The sequence below is a fragment of the Streptomyces sp. NPDC028991 genome (assembly GCF_055564775.1).
Genome location: NZ_JBVHVP010000018.1, coordinates 37,600 through 54,025 on the forward strand (window position 1 = coordinate 37,600; position 16,426 = coordinate 54,025).

Here is a 16,426-nt window from a genome sequence, read left to right on the forward strand (position 1 = left end):
CGGGCTCAGGAGGCGATCCGGATCCGGCTGTGATCGCCGAGGACGAGGCGGTGTGCTCGTGGTGCCCGGACCGCGCCGGAGACGTGGACGGAGCGGCCGATGAGCGAACCCTCGACACGGCCGGCGTCCTCGATCCGCGATCCCTGCAGGACGATGGAGAACTCCACCTCGCTGCCGCTGATCCGGCAACCGTCGGCGATGGAGGTGAAGGCCCCGATGTGGGAGTCGGTGACGAGGGTGTCGGCACCGATGACGGTGGGACCGACGATCCGGGACCGCACGATCCTGGCTCCGGGGGCGATCCTGACCCGGCCCACCAGCTCGCTCGCCTGGTCCACCCATCCCTGGACGGCCGGCTCCACGGTCTCCAGGACGGTGCGGTTGACCTCCAGCATGTCGTCGGCGTTACCGGTGTCCTTCCAGTAGCCGGTGATGGTGGTGGCGCGGACGTCGCGGCCGGAGTCGACCAGCCACTGCACGGCGTCGGTGATCTCGAGCTCGCCGCGCGCCGAGGGCACACAGGCGGCGACGGCCTCGTGCACCACGGGGGTGAAGAGGTAGACGCCGACCAGCGCCAGGTCGCTGCGGGGCGCCGGGGGCTTCTCCTCAAGCCGCACGACGGCGCCGTCCGGCCCCAGCTCGGCGACCCCGAACATCGACGGGTCCGCGACCTTGGTGAGCAGGATGCCGGCGTCGGGTCGCTCCCGGCGGAACTCCTCCACCACGTCGGTGATCCCGCCGACGACGAAGTTGTCGCCGAGGTACATGACGAAGTCGTCGTCGCCGAGCCAGTCGCGGGCGATGAGCACGGCGTGCGCCAGCCCGAGAGGGGCTTCCTGCGGCAGGTAGGTGATCCGGGCCCCGAAGGCCGAGCCGTCACCGAGGGCGGCCCGTATCTCGCCGGCCGTGCCGCCGACGACGACCCCTATCTCGGTGATGCCGGCGGCGACGATCGACTCGATGCCGTAGAAGAGGACCGGTTTGTTGGCGACGGGGACGAGCTGCTTGGCGGCGGTGTGGGTGATGGGTCGCAACCGTGTGCCGGTACCGCCGGCGAGAACGAGTGCCTTCATCGTCTTCCCGCTCCCGTGAGGTTCCCGGCGGTCCCGGCGCACTCCGCCGCGGCCGCGTCGAGGAGGGCGAACAGCCTCGGTTGGCTCCGCCGCGCCAAGGACGTGACGCGCTCGGCGTGCTCGGCGGTGGAGCAGCGCAGCGGCTGGGCCACGGCGTAGCGGTCGCCCCACCTGATGACCTGGAGGTCCGGCCACAGGTCCCGGGCGGACCGCCTGGCCCGCGCGATCTGCGCCACCGGGTCGCCGTGCCAGCCCAGGGGCCTGGTGAAGCGTTCGTCCGCCACCAGCCGGGCGAGCCACTCCTCGGTGTCGGCGAGCTGCGCGGTCCGGTACGCGGCGGCGTCCCGCCCGGAGCGCAGGAGCTCCAGCATCGAACGTGCCGCGCGGGGGTCGTCGAAGACGGCCAGGGGCAGCCGGTGCCTGGCCGGTATCCGGTGCCGGCGCGTGCCGCTGTCGTCGAGCAGGACCGTCGTGCGGTCGGCCACCGTGGTGAAGCGTGCCCCCGCGTCGGTCATCCGCAGCCACAGGTCCCAGTCCTCCAGGCCCGCACCGGTGCGCCAACCGCCGGCCCGTTCCGCGAGGCCGCGCCGGTGTGCCACGCGCGACGGCTCGAAGACCACCCCGAGGACCTGGAACTCCGGGTGCCAGCACATCTCGTACGGCTGTGACTCCGCCCGGAGCGTTCCTCGGGGGTCGCGCAGTTCGAAGCCCGTGGCGACGAGTTCGGCACCGCCCTCCATCAGGGAGAGCACCACCTCCAGGTGGTCCGCGCGCCACTGGTCGTCGTGGTCGAGGTAGACGACGAACTCGCCCCGTGCCTCGGCCAGTGCGGTGTTCCTGGGGCCGCTGGGATGGCCGTGGCGTGCGGTGCGCAGCAGTCTGATCCGTGGATCGGTGCGGGCGCCGTGGCGGACCCAGTCATCGGTGTCGTCGGTGCTGCCGTCGGACACCACGAGCATCTCCCAGTCGGTGACGGTCTGGGCGGTCACCGAGGCGAGGGTGTCCAGGATCGCCCGGGACCGGTTGTACGTCGGACAGATCACCGACACGCGGGGCTCGGGGGCATGCTCCATCTGTGCAACTTTCCGCGTCGTGGACCGGGAGTTCTTTGCCATTGCACCGGCGCCCGCGACCGTTGCTTTCCTATCGCGAACGCGGCCGAACGGAAACCGGGTGAATGGACTCCGTGTCGGACGGCGTGGACGCCCTCCGCACGCGCGGAGCGGGCACGCTGCGACGACGCCTGTCGCAAAGTTAGCGGTCGGCGGTGCGCGGGCGCGCCCGCCGGAGGTCGAGTCGTCCCCCGCCCCGGGGCGGGGGCGGCTCAGGCCGCGAAGTGGACCGGCAGCGCCTGGGAGTGCCACAGGGCCGCGACCTGGGCGCGGTCCCGGCAGCCCAGTTTGCGCAGCACGTTCGACACGTGGAACTTGACCGTGCTGCGCTCGATGGTCAGCCGCTCGGCGATCTCGGAGTTGGACAGGCCCTCGGCGACGAGCACGGCCACCGTTCGTTCCCGGCCGGTGAGTTGAGTGATCTCCGCCGTGGGGAGCTCCGGCGGCCGGGCGTGGCCGGCCCGGCCGGACAGCAGCGTGGGAACGAGTTCGGGCGAGATCCAGCCCCGCCCGCTCAACACCTCGCGTACGGCCCTGACATAACCGTGGTCGGGGTCGTCGCGATCGACGATCCCGGCCACCCGGGCGCAGCGGGGCAACCGGAAGAACGCGTCGCTGCGCCCGTTGACCAGCACGATGACCCGCTTGCCCCACTCGGTGACCGACGGGTCCGCGTCCACCGTGCCGCTTTCGACGATGGCGACGTCGGCCGGGGTCACGGGCCTCGCCGAGGCGTACCTGTCGTCCTTCCCCGAGACGAGCCACCCGAAGTCGGCCAGCGCCTCGGTCATTCGGCGCCGCGCCGAAGGAGTGCTGATGCCGACAAGGATTCGTTCCATACTTCCCCCGAAACTATGGTCGCAGCGCGGGGGAAGCCCGGAATTGGTCAAAGCCGGTCACGCCCCCGTACAACCGTGATCACTAAGGGGGAAGTTAACACAAGCTCATTACCCCTTCAACGTAAAGAGTTGACGGAGCAAACGACTTGAGGAAGAACTGAGGTCGGCGGTTCCGCTTCCGCCCGATTCACCCGACCGGACCTCAGGTGGCGGCGTTGATCACGGTGACGGTCGTGGACGCCGAGTAGGTCGACAGCGCCACGTACACCGAGTCGATCAGCTGCTTCATGGCCGGCTCGGCCCAGTGCCCCTCGGTCAGTTCGGCCATGCGCTCGTCGACGGCGGTCCGGTCGGCGTCGGCGAACACGAGGTCCCGCAGCCCTCCGGTGTGCAGCAGCACCACCAGCGCGGCCGTGCGCGCGTCGGGCTCCTCGCCCTCCAGGACCGCCGCCGTGAGCTTCCGGCGCACCTGGGCCTCGGCCGATCCGTCGGCCTCCGGGTAGCGGCTCGTGGGGAAGATGCCCCAGCGCCGGGTCCGCTCCTCGCGGATGACGCCCTTGTCGAGCAGTCCCTGCCGCGCGCCGGCGACGGCTTCCTCGCGCAGTTCGAAGATCCACGCCTGGACGTCCTTGGGCTCGTCCGCTCCGGCGATCCGCGCGAGCGCCTCGTCCAGGGCCGGGACGCCCGGCGGGGTGGGGTCGGTGACGACGAGGCGGTCGCCCTCCATGCGGACGCGGCCCGCGAGCGCCAGTTCCAGTACGGACGCGCTGGAGATCATGTATTCGGACTGCGACTGCAGTTGGGGGGCACCGGTGGTGTCGTCGAGGGACAGGAGCATGATCTGCTCGCCGAGTGTGGTCTCCATGAGGGGGTCCTCTCCTTCTGCTGATCCGCGAAACTCGATCTGTGAAACGTTCCTGCTCAGGGCAGGGGGTGGGGACGGCTCCGGGGCGCCGGTCCCGGTGCGGCGGCCAGGCCCGTCCTGGCCTCGGCCGTTTCCAACCGCCGCGAGTTCCAGCTGAAGCCGTGTGACTCCGCCATCCGCAACTGCTGGTAGCCGACCGGTACGACCTTGACCGCGGCCCAGCCCATCTCCCGCAGGGCGGCCGGAAGCCGGCCGGTCAGGTCGACGGCGAGCGGGTCGGCCCCGTCGGCCAGCAGGCCCTCCAGGACCGCGGAGGTCGTCACCGGTCGCGCCGTGCGGGGGGCCCGGGCCTCGCCGAAGCCGGCGACCCACTCGCCGACGAGGTCGAAGCACTGCCGGGACGCCACGTACCGCAGCCGGTCGTCGTCGTCCCTGATCTCGGCCGGGGCTTCGCCGTAGCCGTGGCTCTCGCGCTGGTTCACCACCGCCGAGCGTATCTGGAGCGCCTCCTGGAGCGCCCCGAGCATGCTCCAGCCCACCTGGTCCGTGGCGTTGCATCCGACGGTCGCCAGCGGCTGCGGACCCGTCTCGTCGATGACCACCCCCACGGTGCAGACCACGCCGGGCACCCCGGTCGGCAGATCCGCGAGGACCGGCACGAGCCCGGCCTCCCGGGCGGACCCCCACAGCTTCAGCAGGCTGCGCCAGTGCACGTTCTCCTTGCCCTTGCGCACCCGGTCCGCCTCGATGGCGCCGACGTCGACGCGCGTCGGACGCAGCCTGCGTTCCCAGGCGACGAGAAGCGCATCCCGTTCGACCGTCTCCAGCAGGGCCGAGCGCAACGCCATGTCGTACCCCTGCCCGGACGCCGCCCCCGAGGGGCCCGGGTCGAAACCCTCGGCCTCCTCGGCGGGCGCCGGGTAGTCGACCAGGCCCGCGGGCACCAGGATCTCGGCGCCGTCCCGGAGCCGCCGAGCCGGGTACCACGTCAGGGGCCGCTCCGTGACCCGCGCGTCGCCGAGCGCGACACCGGGGCCGGCGAAGGACAGCGCGCGGGTGCCGAGGGTACTCGGGGCCGCCCGGACCGCGCCGGGGAGCGATCCCGGCCGCGGGAAGAGCGCGTACCGCTCGACCGCCTCACCCGCGCCGCGCACCAGGGCGTCCATGCGCGAGTACCCGTACGCGCCGACGACCCTCGGCGACAGCGCCTGCGCCGTGTTCTCGGCGCGGTCGGTGCCGCAGGAGAGCCGGACCAGGGCCTTCCACAGGGGATCGGCGGGCGGTGCGGGGGGCAGCATGCCGGACTTCTCCGCCAGTCCGTTGCCGGGGTCGAGAGTGGCCAAGAAGTCGATCATCGAGAGGTTCCTGCCGGGAGGCGACGGGGTGGACGCGCGGTGGGGAGGAGGGCGTCCCGGCCGGGAGCGCCCTTCGGGGCGGTCAGAGGAACGGCAGTCGGCAGCGGCGGTCGCTCCACGCGGACCCGAGTGCGAGCAGCACACCGGCGGTGCCGGTCGCCAGGTCGGAGGAGATCCGCAGGGACTCCTGGCCGAGAAAGGCGGGACGACCCTGGTGGCGGACGGCGTTGAGGCCGAGTCCCGCCACGTGCCGGCTCTGCACGGGGTCCGGGCCGGGGCCGTGCTCCGGCCCGGACGGGTGGTCCGCCCCGCTCCGCGTCCTCTCCCGGACCGGCGCGTTCGTCATGTGCGCCCGCGCCATGATGACGCCCGCCCTGCCGTTCAGCAGACCCGCCTGCGCGACGAAGGGCAGTTCCGTCGCGGCGAGGACGGCGTCGCGCGCCTGGGCCAGTTCGGTGTCCGGGAGGTGCGCGAGGAGGTCGTGCAGCACCATGCCCGTACCGCCGCTGCCGGAGGCGACCAGCGGCAGCCGTCCCGTGGTGCCGTCCGCGAACGGCGCCCCCGGTGTCCAGCCGAAGTCGGCGAGGTCCCGCCGCAGTGCCGCCACGGCGTGGTCCAGCAGGGCGGTGTCCCCGGTGCGTTCGTACAGGCGGAGCAGGAACAGGGCACCGCCCGACGCTCCTCGCAGCAGCCCCGCTCCCCTGCCCTTCCCAGGGCTTTCGGGGGTCGGCGGTGCGTCGGCGACGACACGCACGACGCGCTCGGCGATCCGGCCCGCGTGCTCCAGCAGTCCGCGGTCCTCGGTGGTCCCGGCGAAGTGCAGCAGGGTCAGCCCGACGCCGGGGAGGCCGCCGTGGAGGCTGTGGCCGAGGTCGTCCAGGGGGACGTCGAGGACGCGGTCGAGGAGTTCGCGGGCGGTGTCTTCCCGGCCGAGCCGGTCCAGGGCGTACGCGATGCCGCCCAGTCCGTCGTAGAGGCCTGGCCGCGGGTCCTCGAGGGCGTGCGCCTTCTCGGCGAGCCAGTCGAGGTGCTCCTCGGGTACCCGGGCTCCCGCCTCGGCGAGGGCCCACAGCACTCCGGCGGCGCCGTGGGCGAGGTCGAGTCCGCCCTCCGGCGTGAAGAACTGTTCGGCGTCGCCCGGGAAGAGCCGGTCGTCGCGGCCCGGCTGGGCGGTCGCGAGCAGGCCGTCGGCCAGGGAGCGCAGCAGCGCGGGCCGGTCGGCCGGTGCGGGGAGCGCCCACACCGACGCCGCGCGCCGCCCGCCGCCTCCACCGCTGCCCTCGGCGTCCTCGGCGTCCTCAGCACCACCGGCACGCTCCGGGCGGGGCACCGGGAAGGCCGTCGGCCCCAGATCCCGGTGGACCCGCTCCGCGTACTCCTCGGGCACCGGGTAGTACGCGGTGATGACGTCGATCAGCTCGTCCGCCTTCTCCGGCGCCCAGGGCAGCACGGCCACCTGCGGGGCGAAGAGCGCGAGACGCAGACAGCCCAGCGCGTAGCGGTCGATGGCGAATCCGGTGTGCCCGGCCGGGGCGATGAACCCCACCGCGCCCATGGTCTGCGCGGTCGTGGCGTCCGGCGTGCCGGCCGTCTCGAAGTCGATGAAGACGACCCGGCCGTCGGGCCGGACCAGGATGTTGCCCGGGTGCAGGTCGGCGAAGACGACACCGCGCTCGTGCATGGCGTCGACGCCCCGCTCGATCTGGTCGAGCACGTCCAGGGCCCAGGCGGTGTACTCGGCGACGGTCTCCTCGGAACCGACCGCCTTCAGCAGGGGGTTGCGCCGGACGAGCTCCTTGGAGAGCGCCGTCCCCTCCACGTACTCCCGGACCAGGAAGTAGTGTTCGTGACCCTTGCGGTAGTCGATCAGCCGGGGGACGCAGGGCAGGCCGGTGAGCCGGCGCAGCGCCCAGTGCTCCTGTTCGTGGCGGGCGACGGCGTCGCGCCCGTCCGCGTCCAGGCCGGCATGCGGACGGGCCTCGCGCAGCAGGACCTCGGTGCCGTCCCGGGTGTCCGTGCCCCGGTACACCCCGCCGCCGTTGGAGAAGTGCACCGCCTCGGTGACCCGGTACGGGAAGTCCCGGAGCGTGCCCGCGTTGCGGGCGGCGATCGCCTCGGCCAGGCAGGCCGGCGGGGTCACCCACTCGGGCGGCCGGAACCCGGGGCCCCGCCGGTCGGGGACCAGTCGGCCGTCGGGGTCCTCGATGCAGTGGATCAGCTCGCCCGTCTCGGACCGCACCGCCTGGAGGACGAAGCCGCCGTAGCGGACGTAGAGCGGACCGGAGCGCCAGCGGAGGTCGCTGAGGATGTACGGCCCGCTCTCGCCGTCCAGCAGGTCGCCCAGCTCGTGGAGGATCCGCTCGAAGTGCAGGTCGTCGAGCGGATAGACGGTGACGAACTTGCCGCTGCCGCTGCGGTCGCCGTACTTGCTGTTGCGCCTCTTGAGCAGGTCCCGACTGCGGATGAACTTGAACATCACGCGCTCGGCGACGCAGTACTTCGCCACCACGTCGAGGAGGTGGCCGGAGTTGTCCAGGGTCGCCGAGACGTGGATCTTCCAGCCCTGCCGCGGCAGCGCCACGCTGGGCGGGGACAGCACCACCCATTCGCTGCCCGGCGCACGGCCCCAGCCCTCCGGCAGCTCGTCGTGGACGAGGGGGAAGTCGTCCTCGGCCGCGGCGGACCGGGCCGGCAGGTCGAAGAACGGCGTACCGGGCGGGCAGAAATGCAGGTGCCGGATGATGTCCATGATGCCGAAGGAGTCCTGTTTCCTGGGTCGGGTGAGGGCGGGTCAGCGAGCGGCCGGGGCGATGTACGAGAGGTAGAGCCATTCGCCCAGCGAGCGGCTGCCGGCCGCCACCCGGGCCGTCCCGACGCTCTCCGCCGGAGCCGTGTCGGTGACGGACAGCGGCAGCAGGACGGCGGGTACCGGGAGGGAATCGCCCTCCCGCACCGGCACGAAGGCGGACAGCGGGGCGACGTCCTCCTCGGCCGGTCCCCGTCCCACGGTCGCGGACCCGATCTCGGTGCGTGTCACCATTCCGCGCCGGTACAGCGTCACCGGGGAGCCCGGGGCGACCGCGTCCAGGTCGGCCGCGTCCGACAGTACGAGCGAGGCCCCGCCGTCCTCGACGACGTAGCCGCCGGTGACCGTGTACGGCACGGTCACCGTCGTCAGCGCCGTACCGAGCCCCGCGGTGAGCAGCAGCGCGACGGCGCACACGCGCCACATCCGGGCGCCGGCCGTGCGCGCCTCGCGCAGCAGCAGCCGCGCGCCGTTGAACAGGCGGTAGCCGAGGTAGACGACGCCGACCAGCACCAGCGTCGCGCCGACGAGGCCCATGCCCTGGAGGATGTCGAGCCAGAGGGTGAACGCCATCGCGATCAGGTAGACCGGGAAGACCATGGAGGCGAGGCCGAACGGCACGGACCATCGCAGTCCGGACAGCTCCCGCGTGTACCGGCCGCCGAAGAGGACCTTCGCCAGGAAGCGGCGCGCATCGGTCATCGTCCGGTCCCGCAGGTGCGAGATGTCCAGGTGGGTCATGAGCGCGATGTAGCCGTCGAGCTTGACCAGCGGCAGCAGGTTGAGCAGGCCCGTCACGTAGGTGGACACGGCGAACACCAGCATGCCGTCGCGCAGGCCGGAGTCGCCGGACGCGGCACCGACCCCGAACGCGCCGAGCGCCACCGACCCGGCGATGACCACCTGCGTCACCACTCCGGCGAGCGCCACTTGTACGCGCTGTTCCCGGTGGGGCAGCCGCCAGCCGTCGGAGACGTCGCAGAAGAAGGCGGGCGTCAGGTAGAAGAGCATGACGCCCATCCGGCTGGGGCGCCCCCCGTGGTGGGTGAGGACCGCGCCGTGGCCCATCTCGTGCAGCGCGGTCGCGACGACCGAGGCGCACGCGACACCGAAGAGGACGCCCAGCGGGAGCGGGGAGCCCAGCGCCTGCCGCAGCTGCGGCGCCTGCAACGCGAGGGACAGCACACCGCCCAGGGCGAGGACGGCCGCGAGGACGGCGCCGCCCCGGTTGGCCACGAGCCGCAGCAGCGGCACGAGCGCGGCGAGCATGCGTTCCGGCTTGACCACGGTGAACTGGAACGTCAGCGGTGGAACGAACTTGAACCAGGAGTTGGCGCGCCGGTGGGGCTGCCCGTCCTCCAGCAGCCGCATCCCGTGCAGGCTCTCAACCGCCCGCTCGACCGCCTCCTCCGTCCAGGGCGCCCCCAGCGCCTCCACCAGACGGGTGCGGTCGCGTTCCCCGTCCAGGACGCGCAGCAGCCGGACCATGTCGGTCCCCACCCGGATGTACTGCTGTGAGCCGCGCTGGACGACCCACGGCGCGCCGTCGGCGATCGGCTCGTGGAGCCGCACGTCGGGGGCCAGCTGTGGCCGCTCCAGCAGGGCACTGGCCCGCTCGGGCGTCAGCGTCCCGCCCGATCCCGCCCGCCCACGCCTCATATGACGTCCCGGGTGAGGAACAGCCGGCGGGCGGCGTAACCGGTCACGGCCAGCCAGGCGCCGATGACGATCAGGGCGACGGGCACCGACAGCAGCTCGGGCTTGCCGTCCCGGTAGACCGAGCTCATCGCGATCGTCATGGTGAACCTGCCGACCGAGGGCACCAGCCGCAGCAGCGCCTCGTCGACGAAGAGCGTCAGGCCCAGCAGGGTCGCGACCGCGGCGGTCTGGTTGCGGATGACCCAGCCGAGCAGCACCCCCCAGGGGGCGCCCAGCACGGTGACCGTGAAGACGCCCACCAGGGTCAGCGTCGTCTCGTGGGTCCAGGCGGGTTCGAGATCGGTGGAGGCCGCGAGGAACACCGCCGGGGAGGCGGCGGCCAGTCCCGTGGCGAGCAGCGCGAACACGACGCCCATGCCGGTTCCCACGAGCAGTTTCGCGCCCAGCAGCCGGCCGCGTCCGCCGCTCAGCAGCACGGACCTGCCGATGGCCCCGGAGTTGTACTCCCGGGTGACGAGGACCGCGCCGAGCAGGGCGGTGAACAGCAGCAGCATGAACCAGGAGCGGACCACCTGGTCGGTGACGGCCTCGATGGTCGTGGCGCCCTTGGCGATGTCCTCCTCGGCCTGGGCGACGAACCCGCTGCTCGCCAGGAACCCGAGGATCACTCCGATGAGGGCCAGCGACCACCAGGCGCGTCCGGTGAACGCCTTGGACCATTCGGCGGCTATGAGGTTACGCATGGGCGGCTTCTCCGGTTGCGGTCGGCTCGGCGAGCTCGAAGAAGCGGTCCTCGAGGCTGTGCCGGCCGTCCGAGGTGAGCTCGGTGAGGGATCCGCAGTAGCGCAGCGTCTTCTGCAGGATCACCACGTCGTCGACCGTCTGCTCCACCTCGGCGAGCAGATGGCTGGACAGCAGGATGGTGCGGCCCTCGTCGGCGAGGGCCCGCAGGAAGGTGCGCAGCCATCGGATCCCGTCCGGGTCGAGGCCGTTGGCGGGTTCGTCCAGGACCAGCAGTTCGGGGTCGGCGAGCAGCGCGGACGCCAGTGCGTGACGCTGCTTCATGCCGGTGGAGAAGCCCTTGAGCTGTTTGTCGGCACGGCCGTCGAGGCCGACGCGCTCCAGCACCTCGTCGACCCGTCGGCGCGGCAGACCGAGCATCCTGGCCCAGATCCTGAGGTCGCGGCGGCCGGTGACGCCCGGGGTCACGCCGATGCCGTCCATGCTGACGCCGACCCGGTGGGCAGCGTGCGGGAGTTCGGCATACGGCTTGCCGAACACGGTGGCGCTTCCGGCGGTCGGCGCGGTGAGGCCCAGCAGCATGCGCAGCGAGGTGGTCTTCCCGGCTCCGTTGCGGCCGAGCAGGCCGACGATACGTCCGGCGGGGACCTCGAAGGTGACGTCCTCGACCGCGGTGAACTCACCGAAGCGTTTGGTCAGACCGCGGAAATCTGCTACGACGGCACTACTCATACTTTCTCCGTGCGGGAGTTCACAGCGATGTGGCACACACAGGCGATCTGACTGTGATTTCTTGGCATGGCAATTCCTTCTCAGTCGTCCCGGTGGTGTCCCACGGCCGGGAACCCGGCTCCCCGCCCCGGAAGGAAACGAGACTTCCTTCCGGGGCGGGGTTCGCCTGTGCGGTCGTTCTCCGCGTGGGCGTGGATCAGGTGACGGCGACCGCGGAGGCCACACCGCCGTAGACGGCGCTGGCGGCGACCGAGACGACCACACCGTCCTTGAAGTTGGACCAGAAGCCCGGGGCCTCCATGGCCTCCAGCTCCTGCATGCCCAGCTCAAGCGCCTCGGGGGCGTTCTTCTCGAAGATGTCCTGCATTGTTCAACACCTCCTTCTCATCAACCAGTTCGAATTGCGAGCCGATATCCGGAGTCCGGATATCAGGTCGTCGCGATGACGGAAGCGACGATGCTGTAGGTGACGGCACCGCCGGCACCCGCGCCGCTGATGTAACCGGTCACGGACCAGAAGCCCGGGGCCTCCATGGCCTCCAGCTCCTGCATGCCCAGCTCGAGCGCCGGAGTGATGTCCAGCTCGGCAGAGTTCTGCATTTTTCTTTACCCCCCTTCCATATATGTGCTGTTCATCCGCGGACTCCGGGCGACAGCCCGCACCCGCGGAAGTCTCGGTGGATTCGGCGGTCAGAGGCTGACCGGCGTCGAATCGCACACCGCCCGTGCCAGCAGGCCCTCGATGTCGGCGGCACCCAGTCCGTCGAGCATCGGCAGCCCCGCGCCCCACGCCCGTACGCTGCGCCGGGCGACGACGGCGAGCCGGCCGGGTTCCGCGGTGATCCGCCGTCCGACGCCCCAGGAGTCGATCAGCGCCGCGATACCCGCCCCCGGGTCCTCGGGCAGCGGCGGGTCCGCCCGTCCCTCGCCCACCGGGTCGAGGGCCGCCGCCCGCAGGCGCTGCCACAGCGCGTCCAGCCTGCGCGCCGACCCGAGCCGCGGGTCACCCGCGGCGATGGCTGACCACAGGGGCGGCAGCAGCGCGGCGACCGCCGTCATCTTGCGCAGACCCAGCTCGCTCGACAGCTCGTTGGCGAGGTACCAGCCCTTGCCGGCGTAGGGGGAACGGTTCAGGACCACCCAGCCGGCGTGGCTGAGGCCGCTGATCTTGGCGATCTCCGTGCGTTGCCGCTCGTCGGCCGCCCGGCCCCGGGCGCGGCAGGCCCGCACCTCGTTGCCGAGCCGTACCGCCCGTTCGGCCAGCGCCTGCGCCAGGGCGTCCTCGGTGGGCTGGTCCCGGTGCTCGCCGACGTAGCTGCCGCTGATCCTGAAGAGCACCTCCAGGACGCCTTCCGCGACGAGTTCGGCGGGCAGCGTCGCGGTTGCCTCCGGGTCGATCACCGCGGCGTCGGGGCGGAGCCCCCCGCCCATCACCAGCCGCTTGCCCCGTTCGTACGCGAGGCAGGCGACGGCACTCAGCTCGGAGCCGGTGCCCAGCGTCGTCGGCACGGCGACCAGGCGGGGCCCTCGGGACCGCTCGGCCCGCAGCAGGACCAGCCCGCCGCGCTGCGGGACCGTGAGCCGGGCGAGCGCGCCGGGGTCCGCCCGCAGCAGGACCGCCAGCTTGGCCTGGTCGAGCAGCGAACCGCCGCCGACCGCGACCACCAGGTCCGCGTCCTGGATCCGCCCGGCGAGCTCGGTGACGGCTTCCGGCGTCCCGGGACCACTGACCACGACGGTCCGGACCGTCCGGCCGCCGCGCTCGATCCGCGCCCGCACCGAGCCCGCGACGCCGGCTTCGGCGACGCCGCCGTCCAGCAGCAGGGCGACGGAGCGTTCCGGCCGGGTGCCGAGCCACTGCGCGAGCCCGTCACCGCCGTACGCCATCACCGTGGGGCAGTGCCAGCCGGGGGTCATGTCGCCGCCCTCGATCTCGCCGGGTCCGCCGCGTACGCCGGGTCCGCCGCGTACGCCGGGTCCGCCGCGTACGTCGTGTCCGCCGTGTCCGCCGTGTCCGCCGTGTACGCCGTGATGCCGGTGCGTACGCAGTCCAGCAGCTCGGTCAGTTCGGCATCGGTGTAGGTCAGCGCGGGGAAGAGCTGGATGCCGTGCACCCCGGGGTGCACGACGGCGCCGGCCTCGCGGATCGCGGCCACCAGGGCGGGGACCTCGGTCTGCGGCAGCGGCGAGCCGTCCGCCGCGGTCACGCGGACCGAGCGGAAGCAGCCCACGCCGGTGGTCCCGGACACCCTGGGGTGCTCGGCGGCCAGGCGCTCCAGTTCGGTGTCGAGCCGCGCCGACAGCCTCTGTCCCAGGGCCACCGCGTCCAGCCGCCGCATCTCCTCGACGGTGGCGAGGATCGTCGCGCAGGTGACGGGGGTGCCCGCCTGGGTCTCGCCGTGGGAGAGCAGCGAACCGGCGTCCGTGAAGACGTCGGCCACCTGGTGCGAGGCCACGACGGCCGCCGCGGCGCTGGTGCCGTTGGTCAGTCCCTTCGACGTGACCAGCAGGTCCGGCTGCCCGGGCCAGCGGTGCGAGGCGAAGAAGTCGCCGGTCCGGCCGAAGCCGGTGGCCACCTCGTCGGCGACGAGCAGGAACCCGTGCTCCGAGCGCAGGCGCAGCAGCTCGGCGACGTACTCCTCGGTGAGCGGGACCGCGCCGGAGCCGAGCACCGGCTCGACGACGACGGCGGCGACGTGCGCGCCCTGGCGGTCCAGCAACGCCCGGATCTCGTCCGGGTCGTTGGGCGCCACGTGCCGCACCAGCCGCTGGTCGACGCCGTAGAGCTGCTGCCCCAGGTTGTCGCCGGTCAGCGCGAAGCCGCCGAAGGTCAGGCCGTGGTAACTGCCGCGCAGTCCGACCACGACCTTGCGCCGGTCCTGGCCGCGCAGCGCGTGGTAGTGCCGGGCCACCTTCATCACCAGGTCGTTGGCAGCGCCTCCGGAGGTGGAGAACAGCACCCGCTGGTAGTGGTCCGGGCCGCAGACGTCGATCAGGGCCGCCGCCGCGCGGCGGGCGTAGACGTTCTCGTACCGGAAGACGCTGAGGTACGAGGCCTCGCACAGGGCCTCGGCCGCCGCCTCGGCGATGGCCCGGTTGCCGTAGCCGAGGTTGGTGTTCCACAGTCCGCTGGAGCCGCACAGCAGCTCGCGGCCGTCGGCGAAACGGATCCGGACGCCCTGGGCCGACACGGCGCACAGTCCGTCGTCGCCGTGCAGCTCCGGAGCGAGCATCGAAGGCCACAGGGCCGGGCCGGGGGCCGTTCCGGTGCCGTTGTCCGTCATGCCGTCACCCCCACTTCCAGCAGTACGTCGCGGTAGCGCCCGGTGCCGGGCAGCGGGTGCCGGGACAGCACCGTCAGGCCCGATGCCGCGAGCTCGGTCTCCAGGCGGTCGGCGGGCAGCACGCCGACGGTGGTGGTGCACACCGTGACGGGTCCCTCGTCGCCGACCGTCGCGGGAAAGATGGTGACGGTGCGGGTGTCGGACCCGGCCGGCCAGTGGTCGTGCATCCGGTAGACGCGTCCGCTGGCACCGACCGCCTCGATCACGGCCTCCACCTCCGCCTCGGACGCGGCCCCGTCGGTGTCCGGGCCCGGGTCGTCGGACGCCACGATGTCCGCCGTGGAGAGCAGGAACCGGCCGCCGGGTGCGAGGTGCTCGCGCACCGCCGCGTACAGACCGGCCCGGCCCTCCTCGTCGAGCAGGGAGACCGAGGTCGTGCCAAGCACGATCACCTCGAACCGGCGGCCCAGCGCGAAGGAGCTCATATCGGCCCGTACCGGGACGCAGCGCTCGCGCAGCCGGGCGGGTGCCTGCGCCAGCCGCTCGTCGAGCAGCCGCAGCATGCCTTCCGACAGCTCCAGCGCGGTCACCTCCCGGCCGAGCGCGAGCAGCGGCAGCGTCAGCCGGCCGGAACCGGCGGCCAGTTCGAGGACGGTGCCGGGTGTCCGCCGCACCAGACCCACCAGTTCGCGGACCTCGTGCGTGTCCTTCAGGGAGAAGTCGTGGTAGATCGGCGAGCCGGTCTCGTCGTACACATCGTGCAGTTCGGCCCGGTCACCGAGCTCGGCCAGCAGGTCGCCGGCCCGGCCCGGGACACTCGGCGGTGTCAGCGCGACGGCCACGGTCTCACGCCCCCGCGCCGAGGAGCCCGGTGGACCGCAGCTCCACGCCCGCCTCGGCGAAGAAGGCCTCCACCTCGCGCAGGCGGTCCCGGTCGGCGTGTTCGGCGGCGGCGTCGAGGGAGCCGCACGCCAGCAGCGTCTCCGCGAGCACGCCCGCCGTGAGGCCGACCCGGAAGGTCCGGCCCGCCCCGGGAGCGTGCACGTACGCGGCCTCGTCCGTCCACAGCAGCAGCGGCAGCCCGGCGTCGTCGGCGTCCGCGGCACCGGAGGAACCGGCCGGGTCGGGAGCGAGGCGGCCTCCGAAGCCGGAGACCCGTACGCCGTCCAGACCCCGGGCCCGCAGCTCCCGCACCGCGGCCAGCGCGGCCAGGTACCGGCCCAGCCAGGGCCGTCCGGTGAGCGCGGCCGTGCGGACGTCCTCGGGCACGGTGTCGCCCAGGGCGACCGCGCAGGGGTGTGCGGTCTCGGCGTTGGCACGGTCCCAGGCGGCCACGACGGCGGCGAAGCCGTCGCCCAGCACGCCCAGCCGGCGGCCCCAGGGAGACGTGGACAGTCCGCCCTCCTCCCCGACGTACAGCCGGGTGGCGGGGCCGTCCGAGGCCGGTCCGGCGCCCAGTGCCGAGACGTCCGCGAGCTGCACGGCCGGGTCGGTCGCGAAGGCGGCGAACTCGCCCTCGGCGCGGGCGCGGTCGGCGTCGGCGAGGAAGGCCTCGAAGTCCGCCTCCTCGGTGACGCGGATCAGGGTCGCGCCGATCACCGACATGTACGCGGACGTCGCGTAGTCCTGGGTCTGGAGGAAGAAGGAGTCGTCGATGGACAGGTCGCCGCCGGGCTCGCTCAGCGACCCCTGGTACCCCACGACGAGGGGTCCGGGGACGTCCGCGTTCTCCGGGACCCGGCCCGGCGCGAGGACCACCGTGTGCCGGCCGACCAGATCCGACCCGAGCACCTCGGCCAGGTGTCGCGGGTTCTCCAGGACCACCGTCGCGGCACCGGCGTCCTCCTGCCCGGGGCGACCGGGCAGCGCCCGGCCCACTCCCCAGGACATCAGGTGCCGTCGGGCCGCGGACATACGGTTCCCGTCCACGTCTTCCACCCCCCTTTTCCTGTTCGACTTC

Annotated in this window: 15 protein-coding genes; all 15 read right to left on the reverse strand. The window is 72.8% G+C overall.

What is annotated here, in order from left to right; translation table 11 throughout:
- Positions 1-5 precede the first annotated feature (5 nt).
- A complete protein-coding gene (locus ACZ4V1_RS27915; protein WP_468341140.1) occupies positions 6-1,073 on the reverse strand; it encodes a glucose-1-phosphate thymidylyltransferase in 1,068 nt (355 codons plus the stop codon).
- Positions 1,070-2,146, reverse strand: coding sequence for a glycosyltransferase family 2 protein (locus tag ACZ4V1_RS27920; RefSeq protein ID WP_468341142.1), 1,077 nt, complete (start codon positions 2,144-2,146; stop codon positions 1,070-1,072). The genes ACZ4V1_RS27915 and ACZ4V1_RS27920 overlap by 4 nt, the downstream gene beginning before the upstream one ends.
- A gap of 251 nt (positions 2,147-2,397) precedes the next feature.
- A complete protein-coding gene (locus ACZ4V1_RS27925) occupies positions 2,398-3,024 on the reverse strand; it encodes a response regulator transcription factor (RefSeq protein WP_468341144.1) in 627 nt (208 codons plus the stop codon).
- A gap of 202 nt (positions 3,025-3,226) precedes the next feature.
- A complete protein-coding gene (locus ACZ4V1_RS27930; protein ID WP_468341147.1) occupies positions 3,227-3,889 on the reverse strand; it encodes a GOLPH3/VPS74 family protein in 663 nt (220 codons plus the stop codon).
- 56 nt (positions 3,890-3,945) lie between these two features.
- Positions 3,946-5,244, reverse strand: coding sequence for a YcaO-like family protein (locus ACZ4V1_RS27935; RefSeq protein ID WP_468341149.1), 1,299 nt, complete (start codon positions 5,242-5,244; stop codon positions 3,946-3,948).
- A gap of 82 nt (positions 5,245-5,326) precedes the next feature.
- Positions 5,327-7,993 (reverse strand): class III lanthionine synthetase LanKC, encoded by a 2,667-nt coding sequence (gene lanKC / locus ACZ4V1_RS27940; protein ID WP_468341152.1) that lies wholly within the window; start codon positions 7,991-7,993, stop codon positions 5,327-5,329.
- A gap of 42 nt (positions 7,994-8,035) precedes the next feature.
- A complete protein-coding gene (mpaP, locus tag ACZ4V1_RS27945) occupies positions 8,036-9,709 on the reverse strand; it encodes a daptide biosynthesis intramembrane metalloprotease (protein ID WP_468341155.1) in 1,674 nt (557 codons plus the stop codon).
- Positions 9,706-10,452 carry an ABC transporter permease gene (locus ACZ4V1_RS27950; protein ID WP_468341158.1) on the reverse strand — a complete coding sequence of 249 codons (747 nt, stop codon included), beginning with the start codon at positions 10,450-10,452 and terminating at the stop codon, positions 9,706-9,708. The genes mpaP and ACZ4V1_RS27950 overlap by 4 nt, the downstream gene beginning before the upstream one ends.
- Positions 10,445-11,182, reverse strand: coding sequence for an ABC transporter ATP-binding protein (locus ACZ4V1_RS27955; RefSeq protein WP_468341160.1), 738 nt, complete (start codon positions 11,180-11,182; stop codon positions 10,445-10,447). The genes ACZ4V1_RS27950 and ACZ4V1_RS27955 overlap by 8 nt, the downstream gene beginning before the upstream one ends.
- A gap of 196 nt (positions 11,183-11,378) precedes the next feature.
- Positions 11,379-11,549 carry a daptide-type RiPP gene (locus ACZ4V1_RS27960; RefSeq protein ID WP_179342686.1) on the reverse strand — a complete coding sequence of 57 codons (171 nt, stop codon included), beginning with the start codon at positions 11,547-11,549 and terminating at the stop codon, positions 11,379-11,381.
- 62 nt (positions 11,550-11,611) lie between these two features.
- Positions 11,612-11,782 (reverse strand): daptide-type RiPP, encoded by a 171-nt coding sequence (locus ACZ4V1_RS27965; RefSeq protein ID WP_179342685.1) that lies wholly within the window; start codon positions 11,780-11,782, stop codon positions 11,612-11,614.
- A gap of 90 nt (positions 11,783-11,872) precedes the next feature.
- Positions 11,873-13,099 (reverse strand): daptide-type RiPP biosynthesis dehydogenase, encoded by a 1,227-nt coding sequence (mpaC, locus tag ACZ4V1_RS27970; RefSeq protein ID WP_468341165.1) that lies wholly within the window; start codon positions 13,097-13,099, stop codon positions 11,873-11,875.
- Positions 13,096-14,466, reverse strand: coding sequence for a daptide-type RiPP biosynthesis aminotransferase (gene mpaD, locus ACZ4V1_RS27975; protein WP_468341168.1), 1,371 nt, complete (start codon positions 14,464-14,466; stop codon positions 13,096-13,098). Before mpaD ends, mpaC begins: the two co-directional genes overlap by 4 nt.
- Positions 14,463-15,308, reverse strand: a complete 846-nt coding sequence (gene mpaM, locus ACZ4V1_RS27980) for a daptide-type RiPP biosynthesis methyltransferase (protein ID WP_468341171.1) — start codon at positions 15,306-15,308, stop codon at positions 14,463-14,465. Before mpaM ends, mpaD begins: the two co-directional genes overlap by 4 nt.
- A gap of 4 nt (positions 15,309-15,312) precedes the next feature.
- Positions 15,313-16,395 (reverse strand): daptide biosynthesis RiPP recognition protein, encoded by a 1,083-nt coding sequence (gene mpaB, locus ACZ4V1_RS27985; RefSeq protein WP_468341174.1) that lies wholly within the window; start codon positions 16,393-16,395, stop codon positions 15,313-15,315.
- Positions 16,396-16,426: the final 31 nt, after the last annotated feature.

What these genes read in the sequence shown, in the direction of transcription:
- ACZ4V1_RS27915 (WP_468341140.1), bottom strand. Translation starts at nt 1,073, where the DNA reads ATGAAGGCACTCGTTCTCGCCGGCGGTACCGGCACACGGTTGCGACCC.
- ACZ4V1_RS27920 (WP_468341142.1), bottom strand. Translation starts at nt 2,146, where the DNA reads ATGGAGCATGCCCCCGAGCCCCGCGTGTCGGTGATCTGTCCGACGTAC.
- ACZ4V1_RS27925 (WP_468341144.1), bottom strand. Translation starts at nt 3,024, where the DNA reads ATGGAACGAATCCTTGTCGGCATCAGCACTCCTTCGGCGCGGCGCCGA.
- ACZ4V1_RS27930 (WP_468341147.1), bottom strand. Translation starts at nt 3,889, where the DNA reads ATGGAGACCACACTCGGCGAGCAGATCATGCTCCTGTCCCTCGACGAC.
- ACZ4V1_RS27935 (WP_468341149.1), bottom strand. Translation starts at nt 5,244, where the DNA reads ATGATCGACTTCTTGGCCACTCTCGACCCCGGCAACGGACTGGCGGAG.
- lanKC (WP_468341152.1), bottom strand. Translation starts at nt 7,993, where the DNA reads ATGGACATCATCCGGCACCTGCATTTCTGCCCGCCCGGTACGCCGTTC.
- mpaP (WP_468341155.1), bottom strand. Translation starts at nt 9,709, where the DNA reads ATGAGGCGTGGGCGGGCGGGATCGGGCGGGACGCTGACGCCCGAGCGG.
- ACZ4V1_RS27950 (WP_468341158.1), bottom strand. Translation starts at nt 10,452, where the DNA reads ATGCGTAACCTCATAGCCGCCGAATGGTCCAAGGCGTTCACCGGACGC.
- ACZ4V1_RS27955 (WP_468341160.1), bottom strand. Translation starts at nt 11,182, where the DNA reads ATGAGTAGTGCCGTCGTAGCAGATTTCCGCGGTCTGACCAAACGCTTC.
- ACZ4V1_RS27960 (WP_179342686.1), bottom strand. Translation starts at nt 11,549, where the DNA reads ATGCAGGACATCTTCGAGAAGAACGCCCCCGAGGCGCTTGAGCTGGGC.
- ACZ4V1_RS27965 (WP_179342685.1), bottom strand. Translation starts at nt 11,782, where the DNA reads ATGCAGAACTCTGCCGAGCTGGACATCACTCCGGCGCTCGAGCTGGGC.
- mpaC (WP_468341165.1), bottom strand. Translation starts at nt 13,099, where the DNA reads ATGACCCCCGGCTGGCACTGCCCCACGGTGATGGCGTACGGCGGTGAC.
- mpaD (WP_468341168.1), bottom strand. Translation starts at nt 14,466, where the DNA reads ATGACGGACAACGGCACCGGAACGGCCCCCGGCCCGGCCCTGTGGCCT.